This window comes from Kitasatospora sp. NEAU-69 (genome assembly GCF_057158765.1).
Window position 1 is genome coordinate 34,874 of the sequence record NZ_JBWXUE010000017.1, and the last position, 22,777, is coordinate 57,650.

General features: G+C 74.1%; 5 protein-coding genes and 1 pseudogene. 4 read left to right on the forward strand and 2 right to left on the reverse strand.

Annotated elements, in window-relative coordinates; all coding sequences use genetic code 11:
* Nucleotide 1: 1 nt before the first annotated feature.
* Both AC060L_RS20880 and AC060L_RS20885 read right to left on the reverse strand, forming a co-directional pair.
* A complete protein-coding gene (locus AC060L_RS20880; RefSeq protein ID WP_483800342.1) occupies nucleotides 2-3,937 on the reverse strand; it encodes a type I polyketide synthase in 3,936 nt (1,311 codons plus the stop codon).
* Nucleotides 3,930-12,872, reverse strand: a complete 8,943-nt coding sequence (locus tag AC060L_RS20885; protein WP_483800343.1) for an amino acid adenylation domain-containing protein — start codon at nucleotides 12,870-12,872, stop codon at nucleotides 3,930-3,932. Before AC060L_RS20885 ends, AC060L_RS20880 begins: the two co-directional genes overlap by 8 nt.
* A 648-nt stretch (nucleotides 12,873-13,520) precedes the next feature.
* On the opposite strand from AC060L_RS20885, the gene AC060L_RS20890 reads away from it, so the two are divergent.
* The 4 genes and pseudogenes from AC060L_RS20890 (at nucleotide 13,521) to AC060L_RS20905 (ending at nucleotide 22,747) form a co-directional block, all read left to right on the forward strand.
* Entirely contained in the window at nucleotides 13,521-14,060 is a 540-nt protein-coding gene (locus tag AC060L_RS20890; RefSeq protein ID WP_483800344.1) for an RNA polymerase sigma factor, read from the forward strand.
* A gap of 323 nt (nucleotides 14,061-14,383) precedes the next feature.
* The gene (locus tag AC060L_RS20895) at nucleotides 14,384-15,106 is read left to right on the forward strand and encodes an AfsR/SARP family transcriptional regulator (protein WP_483800345.1); all 723 of its coding nucleotides are present in this window, start codon (nucleotides 14,384-14,386) and stop codon (nucleotides 15,104-15,106) included.
* A 591-nt stretch (nucleotides 15,107-15,697) separates the two neighbouring features.
* Nucleotides 15,698-16,693: pseudogene (locus AC060L_RS20900) on the forward strand (acyltransferase domain-containing protein); the annotation flags it as partial.
* Nucleotides 16,694-17,014: 321 nt separating this feature from the next.
* Nucleotides 17,015-22,747 carry a type I polyketide synthase gene (locus AC060L_RS20905; protein WP_483800418.1) on the forward strand — a complete coding sequence of 1,911 codons (5,733 nt, stop codon included), beginning with the start codon at nucleotides 17,015-17,017 and terminating at the stop codon, nucleotides 22,745-22,747.
* Nucleotides 22,748-22,777: the final 30 nt, after the last annotated feature.

The following is a 22,777-nucleotide window of genomic DNA, read 5'->3' on the forward strand; positions in this document are numbered from 1 at the left end:
CTCAGTGGGTGGTCGGACGCAGCGCGGTCGCCAGGACGGCGCCGATCAGGGCCATCGGCTCCGGCTCGGTCATCTCGTAGTGGCTGCACGGCACCGAGTGGTTGTCGATCGCGCCGTCCACGTACGGCCGCCAGGTGTCGGCCTTGCCCAGCGCGAGCGCCGGGTCGGCCGCCACCGCGGCGGCGGGCAGGCCGAGCGAGTCCTGGGCGCCGGTGGCGGTGAAGAAGAGGACGTCGCCGCGGTAGACCTCGGGGTGGAACCCGGGCGCGATCCGCAGGCTGTTGCGCATCACCTCGGCGATCGCGGCCGCTTCGGTGGCGGTCACCGTCGCGGCGTCGCCGTGCTCCGCCAGCAGCCGCAGCACCTCGGCGACCTCGGTCGGCTCGCCCGGCAGCTCGACCTGAGCCAGGCGCGGCAGCAGCGCGGCCACCTTGCGCTCGTCCTCGGCCGGGTCGGGGGTCTGCCCGGCGAGCACCGGCGCGTCCAGCATCGCGAGCAACTCGACCTGCTCGCCGCCCTGTTGCAGTGCGGCGGCCATCGCCTGCGCCACCACGCCGCCGTACGACCAGCCCAACAGCCGGTACGGGCCCTGCGGTTGGACGCTTCGCAGCTGCGTGAGGTAGCTCTGCACCATCTGCCGCGCGTCGGCGGACGGCGCGACGGTGCCGTCCAGTCCGGGCGCCTGGAGGCCGTACACCGGCTGCTGCGGGTCGAGATGGGCCAGCAGGCCGGCGTACCGCCAGGTGACGCCGCTGACCGGGGCGATGCAGAACAGCGGGGTCCGGGCGCCCTCGCTGCGCAGCGGCAGCACGGGAGCGAAGGCGAGCTGCCCGGCGCCGCGGCCAGTGATGTCGCCAGTGCCGTCGCCGGTCGCGTCGTCGGCGTCGCGGTCGGGGTTCGCGTGGGCCAGCAGGCCGGCGATCGTCCGGGTCGCGAGCAGGTCGGCGGCGGGGACGTCCAGGGTGCCGGCGGTGCGCATCCGGTTGGTCAGCAGCACGGCCTGCATCGAGTCGCCGCGCAGGTCGAAGAAGTTGTCGTGCACGCCGATGCCGTCGATCGCGAGCGCCGCCTCCCAGTGCTCGGTCACCGCGTGTTCCAGCGGGGTGCGCGGCGCGGTGTACTCGTTGGCGAGGTCCGGGCGGCGGGCCCGGTTGCCGCGGCCGGCCGCCTGCGGCGGCTCGGCGGCGCCCTCGCCGCCACCCTCGCCGCCGTCCTGGTCGGCGCTGCGCGGCCGGGCGGCCGGGGCGTCGATCCAGTGCCGGCGGCGGTCGAAGGCGTAGCCCGGCAGCGGCACCCGGCGCGGCGCGGCCGGGTCGCCGGGCGGCGCCAGGTCCACGGTCACGCCGGCGGTCCAGAGCCGGCCGAGCGCCTCGGCGAAGACTTGACCGTCCGGGCTGTCGGCCTTGGCGTGCCGCATGGTCGCGATCGTCACCGGCTCGTCGGCCGCCTGGGTACCGTCGGGCGTCTCGGTGAGCCGGGCCCGGGCCAGCTTCGCGAGCACGTCGCCGGGGCCGACCTCGACCAGCAGCGGATTGCCGTGCCGGTACAGCGCGTTGATGCCGTCGGCGAACCGCACCGTGCGGCGGGTGTGGTCGAGCCAGTGCCGGGGGCTGGTCGCCTGCTCGTCGGTGATCCAGTCGCCGGTGACGTTGGTGACGAACGGGATCCGCGGCGGGCGCAGCGTGACCGTGCCGAGCGCCTCGGCGAAGGCGGGCAGCACCGGGTCGAGCACGTGCGAGTGGGCGGCGGCGGGCATCCGCAGCCGGCGGAACGTCACGCCGTCGGCCTGCAGCCGGTCCTCCAGCGCCGCGACGGCCTCCTGCCGGCCGGCGACCGTGCAGGCGGTGGGGCTGTTGACGGCGGCCAGCGCGACGTCGTCGGTGAGGTACCCGCGCAGCTCGTCCTCGCCGAGCGCCACGCCGACGGTGGCGCCGCCGGCCGAGGAGATCAGCCGGATCCGCTCGGCGCAGAGCGGCAGCATCTCCTCCAGCGTCAGCACGCCGGAGAGCGCGGCCGCGGTGTACTCGCCGAGCGAGTGGCCGATCAGCGCAGTGGGCCGCACCCCGTGCGCGATCAGGGTCTCGGCCATCGCGTACTCGGTGACGACCAGCGCGAGGAACGCGTCCACGCTGCCCGGTTCGGTGTGCTCGTAGAGCGCCGTGCGCAGGTCGCGGCCGAGGACGGGGCGCAGGATCTCGGCGCACCGGTCGATGGCGTCCCGGTAGACCGGGTGGTCGCGGTGGAGCTGCGCGCCCATGCCGACGTACTGGGTGCCGCCGCCGGGGAGCAGGAACGCGACCGCCGGTTCGCCGCCACCGTCCGCGGCACTGTTGCGGATCGCCGGGTGGGCGGGCAGCGGGTGCTGCAACTGCCGGGTGGCGCTCGCGGTGCTGTCGGCGACGACCGTCGCCCGGTACGGCATGGCGGGGCGGAAGGTGCGCAGCGCGTGGGCGACGTCCGGCAGCGCCAGCTCCGGGTGCTCGGCGAGGTGGCGGCCGAGCCGCTCGGCCTGCCCGCGCAGCGCGGCCGGGGTCCGGGCGGAGAGCGGCAGCGCCTGCCACTGCGGCAGCGGCTCGGCTTGGGAGGGGGCCTGCGGCTCGGGCGCCGGGGCCTCTTCGAGGATCACGTGCGCGTTGGTCCCGCCGACGCCGAAGGCGCTCACCCCGGCGCGGCGCGGCTGCGGACCGCTCGGCCACTCCTCCAGCGCGGTGGGCACCCGGAACGGGCTCGCGGCGAAGTCGATCAGCGGGTTCGGCGCGGTGTGGTGCAGCGTCGGCGGGATCTGGCGGTGCTCCAGGGCCAGCACGGTCTTGATGAAGCCGGCCATCCCGGCGGCGGCGCCGAGGTGACCGATGTTGGTCTTGACCGAGCCGAGCGCGCAGTACTGCCGCCGGTCGCTGCTCTCCCGGAACGCCCGGGTCAGCGCGGCGACCTCGATCGGGTCGCCGATCCGGGTGGCGGTGCCGTGCGCCTCCACGTACGAGAGCGAGTCGGCGTCGACACCGGCCGCGGCCTGGGCCGCGAGCAGGACCTCGGTCTGGCCCTCGGGACTCGGGGCGGTGAAGCCGACCTTGCGGCGGCCGTCGTTGTTGATCGCCGAGCCCCTGACGACGGCCCGGATCCGGTCGCCGTCGGCCAGCGCGTCCTCCAGCCGCTTGAGCACCACGACGCCGACGCCGTCGCCCGAGGACGTCCCGGCGGCGTCCGCGGCGAACGCGCGGCACCGGCCGTCGGGGGAGAACGGGCCGTCCGGCACGTGCCGGTAGCCCAGCATCGCCGAGGGGTTCAGCGAGGCCGCGCCGGCCAGGGCGAGGTCGCACTTGTAGTCGAGCAGGTCCTGGCAGGCGGTGTGGATCGCGACCAGCGCGGTCGAGCAGGCCGTCTGGAGTGACAGGCTGGGGCCGGTCAGGCCGAGTTCGTAGGAGACCCGGGTGGCCAGCGTGCCGAGCGAGTTGGCGGTCGCGGCGTGCACCAGTGCGACGGAGGCGGTCTGGCCGGCGAAGCGGGGGTGCACGTGCGCCGGGTAGTAGCGGCTGTCGCCGGCGCCCGCGTACACGCCGACCTGCTGCTCGCCGAGGTCACCGGCGTAGCCGGCGTCCTCCAGCGCGTGGTAGGCGCTCTCCAGCAGCAGGCGCTGCTGCGGATCCACGATCTCCGCCTCGGCGGGGCTGTAGCCGAAGAACGCGGAGTCGAAGCGGTCGATGCCCTCGACCACGGAGGCCATCCGGACCAGGTCGGGGTCGTCCAGGCCGGCCGGGTCGCCGCCGGCGGCCAGGAACTCCTCGTCGGTGATCGGCCGGATCGACTCGCGGCCGGCGGCGAGGTTCGCCCAGAACTCCTCCGGCGTGTCGGCGCCGGGGAACCGGGCCGCCATGCCGATGACGGCGATCGCCGGCTCGGCCTCGTAGTCGGTGTCGTTCCCTGCGGTGTCAGCCATCGTTCTGGGTCCTCTTGTTCGTGGCGGGGCGGCGGGCGGCCCGGGCGGCGCGCTGGCGCTCCGCCTGCTGCCGGGCGCGGTCCAGGCCGTTGGCCGGCGCGGTGGTGGCCGGTGCGACGGGCGCGGGCTCGGCCGGGGCCTGCGGTGTCGGCGACGCGGCGGACGTCGTTGGGGACGTCGCGGTGCCCGTGCTCGCCAGGTGGCGGGCCAGCGCCCGGACGCTGGGGTGGCTGAACAGGTCCACCACGCTCAGCTCGCAGCCCAGCTCCTGGTTGACCGTGGTCTGAGCGGTCACCAGCAGCAGCGAGTGGCCGCCGAGGTCGAAGAAGTTCTCCTCGACGCCCACTTCGTCGCGCTCCAGCACCCGGCACCAGATCGCGGACAACGCCTGCTCCAGCCGGCGCAGCTCGGCCGCGCCGTCGGCCTGCGCCGCGGGTTCGTCCGTGGCCGAGGAGCCGGCGGCGCGCAGCACCCAGCCGTCGGCCGAGCCGGCGGCGTCGGCCGCCGCGCGGCAGAGCGCGCCGAGGTCGGTGCCCTCCTCCAGCGCCACCCGGCCGGCGAGCCGGTGCAGCGGCCGCGCCGGGGCCGGCACCTGGCTGCGGACCCAGGGCGCGGTGCGGTCGGTGCCGATCAGCACGTGCGCCTCGGCCAGGCCGCGGACCAGGTCGAACGAGCGCAGCGCCGCGGCCGGCTCCAGCACCCGGTAGCCGCGCGCCTCGGTGAGCGCCTTCAGGCCGTAGCCCGCGCTCATGCCGAGCTCGTCCCACATGCTCCAGGCGAGCGCCTGGGCGTCCAGGCCGGTGCCGCGCTGGTGGACGGCCAGGGCGTCCAGGAAGGCGTTCGCGGCGGCGTACGCGCCGCTCATCGAGCCGCCGAAGAAGCCGTTGACCGAGGAGAACGAGACGAACGAGGCCGCCGCGTGCTCCCGGGCCAGCCGGTGCAGCACCCAGCCACCGGTGATCTTGGCGGCCAGCGCGGCGCGCCACTGCGGCAGGTCGTAGCCCGCCACCGGCCGCTGGTCGAAGCCGCCGGCCAGGTGCAGAACGCCGGCCAGCGGCGCGGACCAGGCGTCGGACGCCTTCGCCACGGCAGCCAGGACCTGCTCCGGGTCGGTGACGTCGGCGGCCTCGTAGCGGACCTCGCCCAGCGCCCGCAGTCGGCGGTAGGTCTCGATCCGGCGGGCCGGCTCGCCGCCGGCCGCGAGCAGCTCGTCCCAGTGGTGCTCCTCGGGCAGGTCGGTGCGGCCGAGCAGCAGCAGCCGGGTGCCGGGGGTCTTGAGCAGGTGCTCGGCGAGCCGCCCGGCGACGCCGCCGAGGCCACCGCTGAGCAGCTGGAAGCCGTCCGGTGCGGCGGGCGCGGTGCGCGGCAGCGGGTCGGGCAGCGGGGCCAGCCGGCGCACCCAGCGCGCGCCCTCGCGGTAGGCGATCTCGGCGGCGGTCGGCGCGGCCGAGGTCTCGGCAAGCAAGAGTTCGACGCCGCTGCGCAGGCCGATGTCGCTGCGCAGGTCGCCGGGGGCCAGGTCCAGGTGGCCGGTGCGCAGCCAGGGCAGTTCCTCGCGCAGGCTCTTCAGCAGGCCGCCGGCGGCGGCGTGCGCGTAGCCGGGCCGGTCCTCGGGCAGCACGGCCTGCTCCCCGACGGTGACCAGGTAGAGCGCCGTCCGCTGCTCCGGCAGGCGCCGGGTCTGGAGCGCCTGGGCGAGGCAGAGCAGGCTGTCCGTGCTGTCGGACTGTGCCTCCAGCAGCTCTTCGACGCTCGTCGGTTCGGGTGACGGGCCGTCGAGCGCGCCGAGTACGTCGAGCGCGCCGAGGTGGAGCACGGTGTCCAGCGGCCGTTCGTCCGCCGCGAGGCCTGCCAGCAGCTGCTCGTAGTCCGCCGTCGCGGTCGGCCGGAGCCGGTAGCGGGCGGCGTCGGTGCGGTCGAACGTGGGCCCCGCCGTGACCACGGTGGCCAGGCCGCCGCGCTCGCGCAGCCGGGCGGCGAGCGTGTCGGCCAGCTCGGCGGCCGCGGCGCTGCGGCCGGCCAGCAGCAGCGTGTGCGTGCCCGCTGCGGCCGGGCGCTCGGCCCGGTCGGCGCGCTGCCAGACCGGGCGCAGGAACCAGTCCGGCACGGTGGCCGCGGTGCCCAGCAGCAGTTCGGCGCGCTGGACGGCCTCGTCGAACTCGCCCGCCTCGAAGCGCTTGCGCAGCTGGGTGCGCTGGATCTTGCCGATCTCGGTCTTGGGGATCGTCGCCGCCTCGACCGGCACCAGGTAGGCGGGGCTCACGCCGATCTCCCGGGTGACCTTGCCGCGGATCGCCCGCAGTGCCTCGGCGACGTCCTGGCCGTCCGCCAGGTGGACGAAGAGCGCGAGTTCGTCGGTGCCCGCCGCCGGGTCGTTGCGCACGGCGCAGGCGGCGGTGAAACTGCGGACCACGAAGGGGAGTTCCTCGACGCAGGACTCGATCTCGTGGCTGTAGTGGTTGACGCCGTTGACGATGATGACGTCCTTGGCGCGGCCGGTGATGTACAGCTCACCGGCCCGCAGGAAGGCCAGGTCGCCGGTCTCGAACCAGCCCTCGGCGGTGAACGACTCGGCGTTCGCCTTCGGGTTGTCGTGGTAGCCCGCCGTCACCGAGGTGCCGCGCACCTGGAGCCGGCCGACCGCACCTTCGGCCACCACCCGCTCCTGCTCGTCCACGATCCGCATCGCGAAGCCGGGGTAGGGCAGGCCGCAGCTGACGAAGGTGTCCTCCCCGGCCGCGGGCTCGGCGGAGAGCTCGGCGTCGGTGACCACCGAGGAGGTCTCCGACATGCCCCAGCCCGGGTGCATGACGGTCTGCGGCAGGCCGAAGGGCTTGAGCACCTCCAGGAAGCGGCGGGCCGCGCGGGCCACCACCACCTCACCGGCGTTCGTCACCAGGCGCATCGGGGAGAGGTCCCAGCTGCGGTCGGTCATCCGGTGGGCGTGCTCGCCGACCAGGCCGAAGGCGAAGTTCGGTGCCCAGGTGACGCTGACCCGGTGCCGGTCCGCGAGGTCCAGCCAGCGCAGCGGGTCCTGCAGGATCCAGGAGGTCGGCGCGTGCACCTGGCGGCAGCCGAGGAAGACGTCGCGCAGGTGGAACATCACCACGCCGGTGACGTGGTCGAGCGGGATCCAGTTGAGCGAGACGTCCTGCTCGGTCAGCGAGTTCATCGCGGCCGTGGCGGCGGCGCGGGTCAGCACGTTGCGGTGGCTGAGCCGGACCGCCTTCGGCAGGCCGGTGCTGCCGGAGGTCAGCAGCATCAGGATCACGTCGTCCGGCTGTGCCGGGTGCCAGTCGGCGTCGGCCGGGCCCTCGCGCAGCTCGTCCACCGTGCTCAGCCGCAGCTCGGGCCAGCCGCGCCGCTCGGCCAGGGCGCGCAGGCCCGGCTCGGTGGCGGTGGAGGTGACGATCCGGGGCCGGTCCAGCATCTGCCAGACGCCCTCCAGCTTGGCCACCGGGGCGGAGTCGGTCGCGTACGAGGCCGGGACGGTCAGCGGGACCGCGACGATGCCGCCGAGCACGCAGCCCCAGAGCGCGGCCAGGAAGTCCTCGGTGTCCTCGCACTGGAGGATCACCTGGTCTCCGGCGCGCAGGCCGAGCGCGCGCAGGCCGCCGAGCGTGCGGCAGGCCTCCTCGATCAGCGAGGCGTAGCTGCGGCGCGTCTCGCTGCCGTCGGCGCGGGCGTGCACCACCTCGGCGTGCTCGCCACCGCGCGCGGCCCGGCGCAGCGCGTCGGCCCAGTTCTGCACCGGCAGTTCGGGCAGCGGCGGACCCTCGCTGAGCGCGGGGACGGTCGCCTCGGCCGCGACGGCGGGCGCGTCGGGCGCGGCGGCCGATCGGGCGCTGGCCGGGCCGACGTAGCGCCGGCCGAGCTGCTCCGGGATCTCCTCCAGCGCGGCGGTCGCCGACCGGACGCCGGGCAGCGCGGCGAGCGCACGCTGCCACTGCTCGGCCGACTCGGCGTCGATCAGCGGGAGTTGACCGAGCGCGACGGTGTCGAGGGTGCCGTCCGGGTGCCGCGGCAGGTCCGAGACGGCGATCACCCGGGCCGGCCGGCCCAGTGCCTTGGCCGCCTGCTCGACGGCGGCCGCCCGGGTCGGCACGGCGAGCACGGTCGGCCGGCCGTCGCCGCCGGGGGCCGGCGGCAGCGCCAGGGCGTCACCGATGCCACCCTGGGCGAGCAACTCGGCTTCGAGGAGCGCCGGTTCGAAGGGGAGCTCGTCCGACTGCGCGGCCGGGGCCTCGGTACCGGTCACGGTGGCGGGCAGCGCGTCGAGGCGCAGCGCGTCGAGGCGTAGTGCGGGGTCGGCGGCGACCGCGGTCAGTAGCGCGTGCAGCGCCTCGGCCAGCGCGGCCACGGTCCGCTGCTCGAACAGGTCCACGCTGTATTCGAGATGGCAGCTCAGACCGGCCGCCGAACCGTCGGCGGCGCGCTGCTCCCGCACGTCGAGGAAGAGGTCGAACTTCGCCGTCCCGGTTCCGCTGGGCTTCAGCACCGCCCGGTTGTCGCCGAGCTGCAGCACCGCCTCGGTGTTGTTCTGCAGCGCCAGCATCACCTGGAACAGCGGGTGCCGGGCCGGGTGCCGGGCCGGGTTGAGCTGCTCGACCAGCAGGTCGAACGGCAGGTCCTGGTGGTCGTAGGCGGCCAGGTCGAAGTCCCGGACCCGGCCCAGAAGTTCGCTGAACTCCGGATTGCCCGAGGTGTCGGTGCGCAGCACCAGCGTGTTGGCGACCAGGCCGACCAGGTCGTCGAGCGCCGGGTCCACCCGCCCGGCCACCGGGGTGCCGATCGCCAGGTCGGTGCCGGCGCCGGAGCGGGTGAGCAGCGCGGCGAGCGCGCTCTGCAGCACCATGAAGAGGCTGGCGCCGTGCTGTTCGGCCAGGCGCAGCAGCGCGCGGTGCAGGTCGGCGTCGAGGTCGAGGGCCAGTGCGGCGCCGCGCCGGCTCGGCCGCTGCGGCCGGGGCCGGTCGGCCGGGAGCGCGAGATCCTCCGGCAGGCCGCTCAGTGCCGAGCTCCAGAAAGTGAGTTGACGATCGATCAGGCCGTCGGCCGGGCGCGGCTCGGCGAGCAGGTCGCGCTGCCAGAGCGCGTAGTCGGCGTACTGCACCGGCAGTTCCGGCCACTGCGGCGCCCGGCCTTCGAGGCGGGCCGCGTAGGCGGCGGACAGGTCGTCGGCGAGCGGGCGCAGCGACCAGCCGTCGGCCGCGACGTGGTGCAGCACCAGGACCAGGGCCCGGGCCTCGGTCCGGTTGCCGTACAGGCCCGCCCACCAGGGGGTGTCGCGGGTGAGGTCGAAGGAGTGCCGCCGGGCCGCCGTGACGTGCGCCTCGACCTCCTGTGCCGGGCAGTCCACGATCCGCAGTTCGGGGTGCGCGGTGCCCGGCGCGCAGACCTGCTGGCGGGGCGTTCCGTCGGTCTGCGGCAGCAGCGTGCGCAGGCTCTCGTGCCGGTCGGCGACGTCGCCGAGCGCGGCCCGCAGCGCGTCCTCGTCGACCTGCCGGGTCAGCCGCACCACCAGCGGGATGTTGTACGTCGGCGCAGTGGTGTCCAGCTGGTTGAGGAACCACATGCTGCGCTGGGAGTAGGAGAGCGGCAGCTGCTCGGGCCGCTCGACCGGGCGCACCGGCGTGCGGGCGGGGCGGGCCGAGCGCAGTCGGTCGGCCAGCCCGGCGGGGGTCGGCTGCTGGAACAGGTCGCCGATCGAGACCTCCACGCCGAGCGCGGACCGGGCCTGGACGGCCACCCGGGCGGCGGTCAGCGAGTGGCCGCCGAGGGCGAAGAGGCTGTCGCGGGGGCCGACCCGGGGCAGCCCGAGCGCCTGCGCGAAGAGCTCGCAGAGGATCCGCTCCTGCTCGGTCGCCGGCTGCTCGTTGGTGGCCGCCGGCGTCTCGGGGGCGGGCAGCGCGGCGCGGTCGAGCTTGCCGTTGGCGGTCACCGGCAGCCGCTCCAGCACGCAGAAGGCGCTCGGGACCATGTACTCGGGCAGCGTGACGGCCAGGTGGGCGCGCCAGCCGTCCGGGTCGGCCGGGTGGCCGGGGGCGGGGACCACGTAACCGACCAGGCGCGGGTCGTCGGCGCGGTCCTCGCGGACCAGCACGACCGCGTCGGCGATGCCGTCGTGCGCGGTGAGCACGGCCTCGATCTCGCCGAGCTCGATCCGCAGGCCGCGCAGCTTCACCTGGTGGTCGGTGCGGCCGAGGAACTCGATCGCGCCGTCCGGGAGTTGCCGGGCGAGGTCGCCGGTGCGGTACATCCGGCTGCCGGCCGGGCCGAACGGGTCGGCGACGAAACGCTCCGCGGTCAGCGCCGATCGGCCCAGGTACCCGGTGGCGAGCTGGTCCCCGGCCAGGTACAACTCACCGGCCGCGCCGGGCGGGACGGGCTGCAGCGCGGCGTCGAGCAGGTAGGTGCGGGTGTTCCAGACCGGCCGTCCGATCGGCACGGTGGCGCCGCGCGGCGCCGTGGCCTCGGAGGTCTCGGAGGTCTCGAAGAGCCGGTGGGCCCAGGAGGTGACGTCCACCGCGGCTTCGGTGGGTCCGTACAGGTTGTGCACCGGCGTCCGCAGCAAAATGGTTGCCCGGTCGGCCAGTTCGGTGGGCAGTGCCTCGCCGCTGCACAGGATCCGGCGCAGCGCGGTGGGCTCGGCGGCCGCCGGCTCCAGCAGGTAGGCGCGCAGCATCGAGGGCACGAAGTGGACCGTGGTGACGGCCTCCCGGCGGATCAGCTCGGCCAGGTACGCCGGGTCCTTGTGCCCGCCAGGCCGGGCCAGCACCAGGGCGCAGCCCGTGATCAGCGGCCAGAAGAACTCCCAGACCGAGACGTCGAATCCGCAGCTGGTCTTCTGCAGCACCCGGTCGTCGGGGCCGAGCCGGTACTCGGCCTGGGTCCACAGCAGCCGGTTGCAGATCGCGCCGTGCGGGACGGCGACGCCCTTCGGACGGCCGGTGGAGCCCGAGGTGTGGATGACGTACGCGGTGTCCTGCGGGGTCGGCCGGGCCGTCGACAGGTCGCCGGCCGGCAGCGCCGCCAACTCCTCGGCGGTGGCGGGGTCGTCGAGCAGCACGGTGGCAGGACCGGTGGCAGACCCGGCGGCAGGCCCGGTGGCCGGGCTTGCCGGCCCGGTCAGTGCGGCGGCGCCGGCGTGGTCGGCGACCAGGGCCACCGGCGCGGCGTCGTCGAGGATCGCCGCGAGCCGTCCGGCCGGCTGGTCGAGGTCCAGCGGGGCATACGCGGCGCCGGACTTGAGCACCGCGAGCAGCGCGACCACGAGCTCGACCGAGCGCGGCAGGGCGACCGCCACGATCCGCCCCGGACCGGCGCCCCGGGCCACCAGCAGCCGGGCCAGCCGGTTCGCGTCGCTGTTGAGCTGCTCGAAGTCCAGCCGCGCGCCGTCGAAGAGCACGGCGGTGGCCTGCGGAGTCCGGGCGACCTGCGCCTCGACCAGCTCCGGCAGCGTCACGGCGGGCAGCGGGTGCGCGGTCTCGTTCGCCGCGGCCCACGCGCGCAGCTCCTCGGGCCCGAGCAGGCCCGCCCGGCCGATCGGCGCGTCGGGCCGGCTGGTCAGCGCGTCCAGCAGCCGCAGGAAGCGCTCCAGGTGGTCCGCGGTCTCGGCCGCGGTGTACGCGGCGGGGTTGGTGTCGAACTCCACCGCCAGTTCGGTCGGCGTCGCACCGAGCACCACATTGATCGTCAGATCGTCCACCGGGCCCGCGCAGAGGTGGTGCATCACGCCGGGCGCGCCGGCGAAGTCCAGCCGGCCGACGAACGGTTTGACGTTGACCAGCGGACCGTAGAGGCGGTCGGCGCCGCCCGCCAGGCCCAGGTCACGCCGGATCTCCTCGTACCGGTAGCGCCGGTGCGGCTTGCCGGCCCGCAGCTCGCCGACCACCGCGGTGACCGCCTCGGTGAGCGAGAGCCCCGGGTGCAGCCGCAGCGGCAGGGGGACGATGTTCACCAGCATCGCGGGCACCCGGGCGTTGCCGGGGCCGCGGTTGCTCACCGGCACCCCGAGCACGACGTCGGCGGCGCCGGTGCGGCGATGGGTGTAGAGCGCCACGGCGGCGATCAGCAGCTCACCGGCGCTGGCCGCCGCACGCTTGCCGACCTCGGCCAGCCGCTGGGCCAAGTCCTCAGGCAGCACGGCCCGTTCGCGGTGGAAGGTGCCGGTGGCCGGGGCCGGAGCCGAGGAGAGACAGACCGGCTCGGCGCGTTCGGCGAGCCGGTCGCGCCAGTGGGCCTGGTCGCGCAGCCGCTGCTCGCCGGCCTGGTAGGCGTCCTCGGCGTGCAGCACGTCGGCCAGCGAGCCGAACGGGTTCGCCGTGGGCCGCTCGCCCGCGACGAGCGCGCCGTACAACTCGGCGACCCGGCGGGCGAGGAGGGAGAAGGAGTGCCCGTCCAGCGCGATGTGGTGCACCCGCTGGTACCAGAGGTGCCGGTCGGGGGCCAGGGTGATCAGCGCCTCGGCGAACAGCGGCGGGCGGGCCAGGTCGCAGGGCCGCGCCAGGTCCTCGCGCATCCAGCGCTGGGCCGCCGCCCATGGGTCGTCCGCTCCGGACAGGTCGGGCGTGTGCAGCGGCCAGTGCGGCGCCGCGCCGAGGCTCTGCCGTGGCTGCCCGTCCTCGTCGGTGAAGCCTGCCCGGAGTGCCTCGGTCTCCGTGACGGCCTGGCGCAGCGCCTGCTCGAACCGCTCCCGGTCCACCGGCCCCTGGATCTCGACGAATTCGGCCGTGTTGTAGACCGGGCTGGCCGGGTCGAGTTGCTGCCCGTACCAGACCCCGCGCTGCGCTCCGGTCAGCCCCAGCGGCGGGTGCCGGTGGGTGCTGTGGGCCGCGCTCTCGGCGCTCTGCGCGGGCTGGGCGGCCTGCGCGACGTCGGCCGCCTCGGTGGGCTCGGCGGCCTTGGCGGCGGGGGATACGTCTCGGTCTTGGAGCACGGTGCATCGTCCTAGGTCGAAGGGGGTCGACGACTTGCGCGGCAACTTGCGCGGCAACGCACGCAGGAGTGAACTGCCGTCCGCAGCCGGACGATTGGGTGGTCCGGGGCGGTCGGCACCGGGATCCGGGCCGTCGGCTGGTGGGGTCTGGGCAGAAGGCGGCTTCGATGGCGGCGGCGCCGCGACCGGCAGCACAGCACAGGGGAATGGAGCCGCGCCGATAAATCCGGTCGCGGCGGCTCCGTGTCCTCATCTAACCTGCGGGAACCCCCGGTATCAAGTACTCGAAATGTGCCACGGGCAGTGCGTCTTCCCAGCTCAGGGCCGTCTGATGAGGTGTTTTCGGGGGGCCGGCAAGGATGCTTCGTGTCCGGATCAAGATTGCGGTGGGACCGAGGAGTTCACGAGGCTCCCTCGAGGTCGCACGAGGACCGCTTGAGAGGCCTTGAAAACGCGGCGCGGATCCGGCTTCACTGAGGCAGCGATGTGCACCGCACCGCTGAGGGGTTATCCGACGTGTGATCGCACGCGTGCCCCGACAAGTGACTTGCCTGTCCGCCTGTGCCGTCAACTCCCGGGCTCAGCTCATCCGTTCGTTCATCGGAGGCCGCTCCCGGTCGAGCGTGAATACGATGAGAGGTCTGTGGGATGCAACGCACGCTGTGCCTGCCGAACGCCCGAACGCCGAACGAGTCGAGCAGCTTCTCGATGCCGGCGCTGCTGACGCGCGCCCAGGCCGGAGATCGCCGGGCGATGGACGATCTGCTGCTGCACATCGCCCCGTTCGTCGCCCGGCTCTGTGTGCCGATCGCGCGTGGGCACAGCTCCGACGCCGCGCAGGAGGCGATGCTGGCGATCTACCGCGGGATCCCGGGGCTGCGCGAGCCGGGCGCCTTCTACAGCTGGGTGCGGTCGGTCACCGTGCGGGAGGCGATCCGCACGTCGAAGGCGATCGAGAGTCGGGCCGACGACCTGCCGGATCTGGAGCAGGACGCCAATCCACTGGTCGCGGTGCACATTTCGGATGTGATGGAGCGACTGCCCGACCAGCACCGCCAGATCCTCACGCTGCGCGCCGTCTACGGCATGAGCGAGCGGGAGCTGGCGGCCACCCTTTCGCTGCCGGTCGGCACGGTGCGTTCGCGACTGCACCGCGCGCGGCGGAACTTCCAGAACGCGTGGCACTAGGGCGGCACTTGAACGCCGCTGGTAAGCACGCGGTAACGGGTGGTCGTGGTGGGCCTGCAGTGCAAGGATTTTCCTGAGACGCTCTGACTAAACATCAGATTTTATGCAATCTGACACTTTGTTTTCTGGCATATACCAGTACGCTGTAACCGGCTGCGGGAGTGACCATGCGTCCACTCCACGGGGGATTCAGCCTTGAGCACGCCATTGAGGCGTGTCACGACCTGTGATCCATTCCAGCCTGGGGGGCATCGTTGACGATCGCCACGGCAGTTCACTTCAACGTCCTAGGTCCGCTGGGGGTCTGGTCGCAGGGGCGACCAGTGAACCTCGGCTCGGCGCGACAGCGGGCGGTATTGTCCACGCTGCTGCTGACGCCCAATCAAATCGTCACGACGGAGCAGCTCGCCGAGGCCGTTTGGCCGCGGAATCCGCCGACCGAGGCGATGGCAAACTTGCACGTTTATGTGTCGAATCTTCGCCGAATACTGGAGCCGAATCGGCCACCGCGGTCCCGGGACACGTTCCTGCGGCGAGAAACGGCCGGATATCTCCTTGCGGTCGAGCCGGAACACATTGACGCTGTCCGATTCGAGCGGCTGCTACGGGACGGCCGGCAGCTGCTGCAGGCCGGTCTGCATCAGAAGGCGAGCCGCACGCTGGAGAGCGCGCTGGCGCTGTGGCGGGGAACGGCCCACCCGGAGGTCGGCGACTACGTGCTCGGTGCGCAGCTGGCCGGCCGGTTCGAGGAGTTGCGGCTGCTGGCGATGGAGAGCCTCTGGGAGGCCGAGCTGGCGCAGGAGCACGACTTCTCGCTGATCGCGGCGGAGCTGCCGACCCTGAGCATGAAGTTCCCGACCCGCGAGCGGTTCAGCTGGCTGCTGATGAAGGCGCTGTACCGGTCGGGCCGGCGGGCCGAGGCCATCGACGCTTACAACCGCACCCGCAAGACCCTTGCCGAGGAGTACGGCGTGGACCCCGGGCCCGAGCTGCAGCAGCTGTTCGGCTCGATCCTGCGCGGGGAGCCGATCGTCGGCTGGTGCTGAGTCCCGAGCTGTCCGTCTGCCCCTCCGCCTCCTTGTAGTGCTCTTTTGTTTGCAGTAGTGCTCTTTTGTTTGCGTCGGCGTGGCCGGTTGTACTCCTGCATCCGCACTCCTGCATCCGCGCCATTTCATTCGCTCACGACCCGCCCCCTTCTCCTGATTTCCGCCGACGCGATCGCGCCGGTGCTGCCGCCGGTCGTGCAGCGCCGGGCGGGGCGTCGGCGTCGGTGTCGGCGTCGTGCGCCGCGCTCGAACGATCAGCACGAGCGCATGGTTGTCATGTGCCTGACATCAGTGGTTCGTGATCGAGCCACTGAATGGCCGGTAACCGTGTCACCGATCGAGCCGCCGGTCGCGTTCCCGGCCGCGCCGCCGGTCGGGCCACCGATCAAGAGAGTGGATCGGGTACCGCGCATTGCTCAGAAGTCTTTAAGTCACCGCCAAGAAAGTGCGCAGAGGGCTGCAAGAGAGCGCCAAGACCGCCCTGGCAGGGTGCTGAAGGTTGACCGGGTGACCGGGAGAAATGGCGGCGGGACCGCCGCTCCCCGGCAAGGCGGCACAGCCGAACGCACTGACTGGACGGGGGAGGGTTCGATGGAACGCGGACAAGAGCTGGGCCCGGGCGCCCGGGCGGTCTTCGTCTTCCCGGGCCAGGGATCGCAGTGGCACGGGATGGCACTCGGCCTGCTGGACTCCTCGGACGTGTTCCGGGAGCAGCTGGACGCATGCGCCGAAGCCCTGCGGCCGCACGTCCCGTGGTCGCTGCCGGCCGTGCTGCGCGGTGCGGCGGGGGCGCCTGCCCTGGACGCGGTCGACGTCGTTCAGCCGGTCCTCTTCTCGGTGATGGTCTCGCTCGCCGCGCTCTGGCGCAGCTGCGGAGTGCAGCCCGCGGCCGTGGTGGGGGCGAGCCTCGGCGAGATCGCGGCGGCCCAGGTGGCCGGCGCGCTCAGCCTGCCGGACGCCGCCGAGGTCGTGGCGCGGTGGAGCCAGGCTCAGGCCCGGGCCGGCGCGGCCGCGCCCGGTGACATCGCCTCGGTCGTGCTGACCCGCGCGCAGCTGGCGCCGCGACTGGCCCGCTGGGACGGCCGGTTGAGCATCGCCGGGGCCAACGCGCCACGCTCGGTCCTGGTCTCCGGTGACCGGCACGCGCTGCACGAGCTGCTCGGCGAACTCGCCGCCGAGGGGGTGCGGGCCACCAAGCTCAGCAACGGATCCGCCGCGCACTCCCCGAACCTGGCGGTGGACCGGGACGAACTGGTGCAGGCGCTCAGCGGGATCGTGCCGGCCTCGTCCGGCGTCCCCTTCTACTCCTCGCTGACCGGCGGGCAGTTCGACACCGCCGAGCTGGACGGCGGGTACTGGCAGCGGAACATCACCCAGGAGATCCGGTTCGAGCAGGCCACCCGCGCACTGCTGGCCGACGGGCACCGGGTCTTCCTGGAGGTGAGCCCGCACCCCGTGCTGCTCGCCGGCGTGCAGGAGACCGTGGAGGACGCGGGTCTGGGGGATCGGACGGCCGTGGTCGGCTCGCTGCGGCGGCACCAGGGCGGCCTGGACCGGTTCGTCGCCTCGCTGGCCGAACTGCAGGTCCGCGGCGTGGCGGTGGACTGGGCAGCCGCCGCGGGGCTGGTCGCGGCGCCGGGCGATCCGGTGGACGCGACGGGTGCGGCTGCGGCGCTGGACGCGGCAGAGCTGGGCGCGACGGCCGTGGACGCGGTGGCGGGCGACCGGCCGGCACCCGTCCGGACACCGCTGGGAGACCGGCTGGCCGACTGGGACGAGGCCGAACAGCTCCGGTTCCTCACCGAGTTGGTGCAGGCGCAGGTGCTCGCGCTGCGCGGGTCCGAGGCCGTGCCCGGCTTTCTGGCCGACCGGCCGTTCCGCGACCTCGACTTCGACTCGGCGACCGCTGTGGAACTGCGCAACCGCCTGGTCACCGCGACCGGTCTGCGGCTGCCCGTCACGCTGCTCTTCGACCACCCCACCGGCAGCGCGCTGGTCGGCCGGCTGCGGGCGGCCCTGCTCGGCCTCGCATCGGCGGCGCCGGACGTGACCGCCCGGGCGGCGGAGGACGAGCCGATCGCGATCGTCGGGATGTCCTGCCGGTTCCCCGGTGGCGCCGACTCGCCGGAGGGCCTGTGGCGGCTGGTCGCGGACGAGCGTGACGCGATCGGGCCGTTCCCGGCCGACCGTGGCTGGGACGTCGAGGGGCTCTACGACCCCGACCCGGGCCGCAGCGGGCACGCGTACACGCGGTCGGGCGGCTTCGTCGAGGGCGTGGACCGGTTCGACGCCGGCTTCTTCGGGATCTCGCCGCGCGAGGCGCTGGCGATGGATCCGCAGCAGCGGTTGCTGCTGGAGACGGCCTGGGAGGCGTTCGAGCGGGCCGGGATCGATCCGGCCGAGCAGCGGGGCAGCCGGACCGGCGTCTTCGTCGGCGCGATGACCCAGGACTACGGGCCGCGCATGCACGAGGCGAGCGGAGACGTCGAGGGCCATGTGCTGACCGGCAGCACGGTGAGCGTGATGTCGGGCCGGCTGTCGTACGTGTTCGGCCTGGAGGGGCCGGCGGTGACGGTGGACACGGCGTGTTCGTCGTCGCTGGTGGCGCTGCATCTGGCGGGTCAGTCGCTGCGCCGGGGTGAGTGCTCGATGGCGCTGGTGGGTGGCGCGGCGGTGATGGCGGCGCCGGGGATGTTCGTGGAGTTCAGCCGTCAGCGCGGGTTGGCGCCGGACGGCCGGTGCAAGGCGTTCGCGGCGTCGGCGGACGGCACGGGCTGGGGCGAGGGCGTCGGCGTGCTGGTGCTGGAGCGGCTCTCGGACGCGCGGCGCAACGGGCATCGGGTGCTCGCGGTGGTGCGGGGTTCGGCGGTCAACCAGGACGGCGCGAGCAACGGTCTCACGGCGCCGAACGGCCCGTCGCAGGAGCGCGTGATCTGGCAGGCCCTGGCCGACGCCGGGCTCGCCACGGCGGATGTGGACGTGGTGGAGGCGCACGGGACGGGCACCAGGCTGGGTGACCCGATCGAGGCGCAGGCGCTGCTCGCGACGTACGGGCAGGATCGGCCGGCCGAACGGCCGCTCTGGCTGGGCTCGTTGAAGTCGAACGTCGGCCACATGCAGGCGGCGGCGGGCGTCGGCGGCGTGATCAAGATGGTGATGGCGATGCGCGAGGGCGTGCTGCCGCGCACGCTGCACGTGGACGAGCCCACGCCGCACGTGGACTGGTCGGCGGGTGCGGTCGAGTTGCTGACCGAGTCGCGGGAGTGGCTGCCGGGGGAGCGGACGCGCCGGGCGGGCGTCTCCTCGTTCGGGGTCAGTGGCACGAACGCGCACGTGATCCTGGAAGAGGCGCCGGCCGTTGAGCCCGCTGCCGAGCCCACTGAGCCTGCCGAGACCGCTGACGTGTCTGCGACTGACGGCGCTGCGACGGCGTGGGTGTTGTCGGCGCGGACGGAGGCGGCGCTGCGGGCGCAGGCCGGGCGGCTGCGCGAGGCGGTGCTGGCGCACCCGGAGTGGGCGACCGGCGAGGTCAGCTGGACGCTCGCGTCGGCACGGGGTGTGCTGGAGCGGCGTGCGGTGGTGGTCGGCGGCGAGCGGGAGGAGCTGCTGACCGGGCTGGAATCCCTGGCTGGTGGGGTTGCGGCCTCGCAGGTGGTGACGGGCGGCGGCACGTTCGGTCGGCCGGTGTTCGTCTTCCCCGGGCAGGGCTCGCAGTGGGTCGGGATGGCAGTGGAGTTGCTGGACGGCTCGCCCGTCTTCGCCGAGTCGATCGCCGCCTGCGAGAAGGCGCTCGCGCCTTTCGTGGACTGGTCGTTGACCGAGGTGCTGCGCAGTGGCGAGGCGCTAATTCGGGTGGACGTGGTGCAGCCCGCACTCTTCGCCATGATGGTTTCGCTGGCTGAGGTGTGGCGTTCGCTGGGCGTCGAGCCGGCCGCCGTGATCGGCCATTCGCAGGGGGAGATCGCGGCTGCCGTGGTGGCCGGTGGGCTGTCCTTGGAGGATGGCGCGCGGGTGGTGGCGCTGCGCAGTAAGGCGTTGCTGCGGATCGCGGGCGGCGGCGGCATGGTGTCGTTGCCGCTGGCTGCCGGTGAGGTCGAGGAGTTGCTGGGCCCGTGGCAGGGTCGTATCTCGGTGGCGGCGTTGAACGGTCCGCGTTCCACGGTGGTGGCCGGTGAGGCCGTGGCGCTGGACGAGCTGCTCGCGAGCTGTGAGCAGCGGGAGATCCGGGCGCGTCGGATCGATGTGGACTACGCCTCGCACTCGGCTCATGTCGAGGCGATCGAGGCTGAGTTGATCGAGGCTCTCGCCCCGATCGCACCCCGGATCGAGTCGGTGCCGTTCTACTCCACGGTCACGGGTGGCTGGTTGGACACTGCCGAGCTGGACGCGGGCTACTGGTACGCGAACCTGCGCCGCCCGGTGGGCCTGGAGAGCGCGGTCCGCGAGCTGGCGGCTCAGGGATACGGCGCGTTCGTCGAGTGCAGCCCGCACCCCGTGCTGACGTTGAGCATCGAGGAGACCCTGGAGGCAGCCGAGGCACCAGTGCTGGTGACCGGCACGCTGCGCCGTGACGAGGGTGGCTGGGCCCGTCTGCTGACCTCCGCTGCTCAACTCCACGCCCACGGCGTCCCGGTGGACTGGCGGGTGCTCTTCGCCGCCGATGCCGGCGCCACCGGTGGTCTCCTGGATCTGCCCACCTATGCGTTCCAGGGTGAGCGGTTCTGGCTGGAGCCGTCGGTGCAGGGTGCGGATGTGCGGTCGGTGGGTCTGGAGGTGGCGGATCATCCGCTGCTGGGCGCGGGTGTGGTGCTGGCGGACGGTGACGGGATGGTCTTCACCGGCCGGTTGTCGTTGGCCACGCACGCCTGGCTGGCGGATCACGCGGTCTGGGGCACGGTGCTGGTGCCGGGCACCGGCTTCGTCGAGCTCGCCTTGCACGCCGGGCGTCAGCTGGGTGCGGGCGTGGTCGAGGAGTTGACGCTCCAGGCGCCGTTGGTGCTGCCCGAGCAGGGTGGGGTCCGGGTGCAGGTCCGGGTCGGCGCGCCCGACGAGGACGGACGGCGTCCGCTCAGCATCCACTCCCAGCCCGACACCACCCCAACGACCGCCTACCCCTCAACGACCGGCGAGCAGAGCTGGATTCGGCACGCGACCGGCTTCCTGACACCGGACGGCGACGACGTGGCGCCCGCCGGGCACAGCGCGGGGGACGCCGCGTGGCAGCCCCGGGAGGCCACGCCCGTCCCGGTCCAGGCTCACTACGAGCGCCTGGCCGAGGCCGGGTTCGGCTACGGTCCGGCGTTCCAGGGGCTGCACGCCGCCTGGCGGCGCGGGGACGAGCTCTTCGCGGAGGTCCGGCTGTCGCCCGAGCAGTACCCGGACGCCGCACGCTTCGGTCTGCACCCCGCGCTGCTGGACGCCGCGCTGCACGCGGCGCTGCTCGAAGGCGCGGAGCAGGTCCGGCTGCCGTTCTCCTGGACCGGCGTGACACTGCACAGCGCTGCCCGCGCCACCCCCCTGGCCGATGCCGCCGTCACCGCGCTGCGCGTCCACCTGGCGCCGACCGGGCCCGACACCATGGCCATCACGGCGACCGACGAAGCCGGCCGCCCGGTCGTCTCGATCGACGCGCTGACGCTGCGTCCGGTCACGGCCGAGCAGTTCAGCGCCTCGGTCCGGCGCTTCCCCGCCCCGCTGTACCAGGTGGACTGGACGCCGCTGCCGGGCACGTCCGGCGGCCGGCCGGAGCTCTCGGCGGCCTCGATCGCGCTGGTCGGCCCGGCCGAGCGGCTGCCGTACCCGGACGCGACCGCTGTGCCCGGCTTCGCGGATCTCGCGGAGCTGGCCGCCGCCGTCGCCGCCGGTGCTCCGGCGCCGCAGCTCGTCCTGGCACCCTGTCTGCCGGACGCCGCGTCGCAGTCTGCCGCCGGGCCGGCCGAGGCCGTCCACGCCGCGACCGGGCGGGCGCTGGCCCTGGTCCAGTCGTGGCTGGCCGATGAACGCTTCGGTTCGGCCAGGCTGGTGCTGCTGACCCGTGGCGCCGTGGCCGCCGATCCGGACGAGGACGTCGCGGACCTGGTGCACGCGCCGCTCTGGGGCCTGGTCCGGTCCGCCCAGTCGGAGAACCCGGGGCGGCTGGTGCTCGCCGATCTCGACGATCAGGTCGCCTCCTACCGCGCGTTGCTCCAGGCGCTCGTCACAGCGCCGGCCGAGACCCAGCTGGCCGTACGGGCCGGGCGGGTCTCCGCCGCCCGGCTGGCCGTCGCCACGGCGGTCGCCACGGCCGTCGCCACACCCGACAGCGCGCCCGGCACCGAGCTCGGCGCACCGATGTTCGGCGAGCAGGGGACGGTGCTGATCACCGGCGGCACCGGCGCGCTCGGCGGCCTGCTGGCCCGCCACCTGGTCGGCACCCACGGTGTGCGGCACCTGCTGTTGCTCAGCCGACGCGGACTCGCCGCCGACGGTGCGCCCGAGCTGCGCGACGAACTGACCGCGCTCGGCGCGCGGGTGACCGTGGCGGCCTGCGACGCCGCCGACCGCGACGCGCTCGCGGGCGTGCTCGCCGGGATACCCGCCGACCAGCCGCTGGCCGGCGTCGTCCACACGGCCGGCGTGCTGGACGACGGCGTGGTCGCCGCGCTGACCCCCGAGCGCCTGGCGACCGTGCTGCGCCCGAAGGCGGACGCGGCCTGGAACCTCCACGAGCTGACCCGGGCAAGCGAGTTGCGCGCCTTCGTGCTGTTCTCCTCGGCCGCCGGCGTGCTCGGCCAGGCCGGTCAGGCGAGCTACGCGGCGGCGAACGCCTTCCTGGACGCGCTGGCGCAGCGCCGCCGCGCCGAGGGCCGGGCGGGCCTCTCGCTCGCCTGGGGCCTGTGGGCGCAGGCGAGCGGCATGACCCGGCACCTTGCCGAGGCGGACCTGCGCCGACTGAGCCGCACCGGCCTCGCCCCGATGCCCACCGACCAGGGGCTCGCGCTGTTCGACGCCGCGCAGGCGGCCGGTCGCGCCGTGCTGGTGCCCGCGCGGCTGGACACGGTCGCGCTGCGGGCGCAGGCCGAGTTGCCGCCGCTGCTCCGGGGGCTGATCCGAACGACCACGCGCCGAGCGGCAGTCGAGGCCGTGCCGCGAAGCTTGGAACAGCGCTTCGCGGACCTGCCGCCCGCCGAGCGCAGCCGGGCGCTGCTCGACCTGGTCCGCACCCAGGTGGCCGACGTGCTCGGCTACGCCACGGCGGACCGGGTGGACCCCGACCGGGGCTTCCTCGACCTCGGCATCGACTCGCTCACCGCGCTCGAACTGCGCAACCGGCTCGGCGCCGAGACCGGTCGGCGGCTGCCCGCGACGCTCATCTTCGACTATCCCAGCCCGGCCGCCGTGGCCCGGCACCTGGAGGCCGAGGCCTTCCCCACGGCCGCCACCGGTCCGGGGCCGGAGCCCGACACCGACGAGGCGGAGTTCCGTGGCGCGCTCGCCGCGATCCCGCTGGCCCGGTTCCAGGAGGCGGGGCTGGTCCGGACGCTGCTCCAACTCGCCGAGTCCGTCGGCGATTCCACGGCTCCGGACGAAACCGAGCACGGCAGCTCGCTGGACACGATGGATCTGGACAGCCTGATTCGCGTTGCCCTCGGCGACAACTGATCACTACTCAGCAGAGGTTCGGAGTTTTCG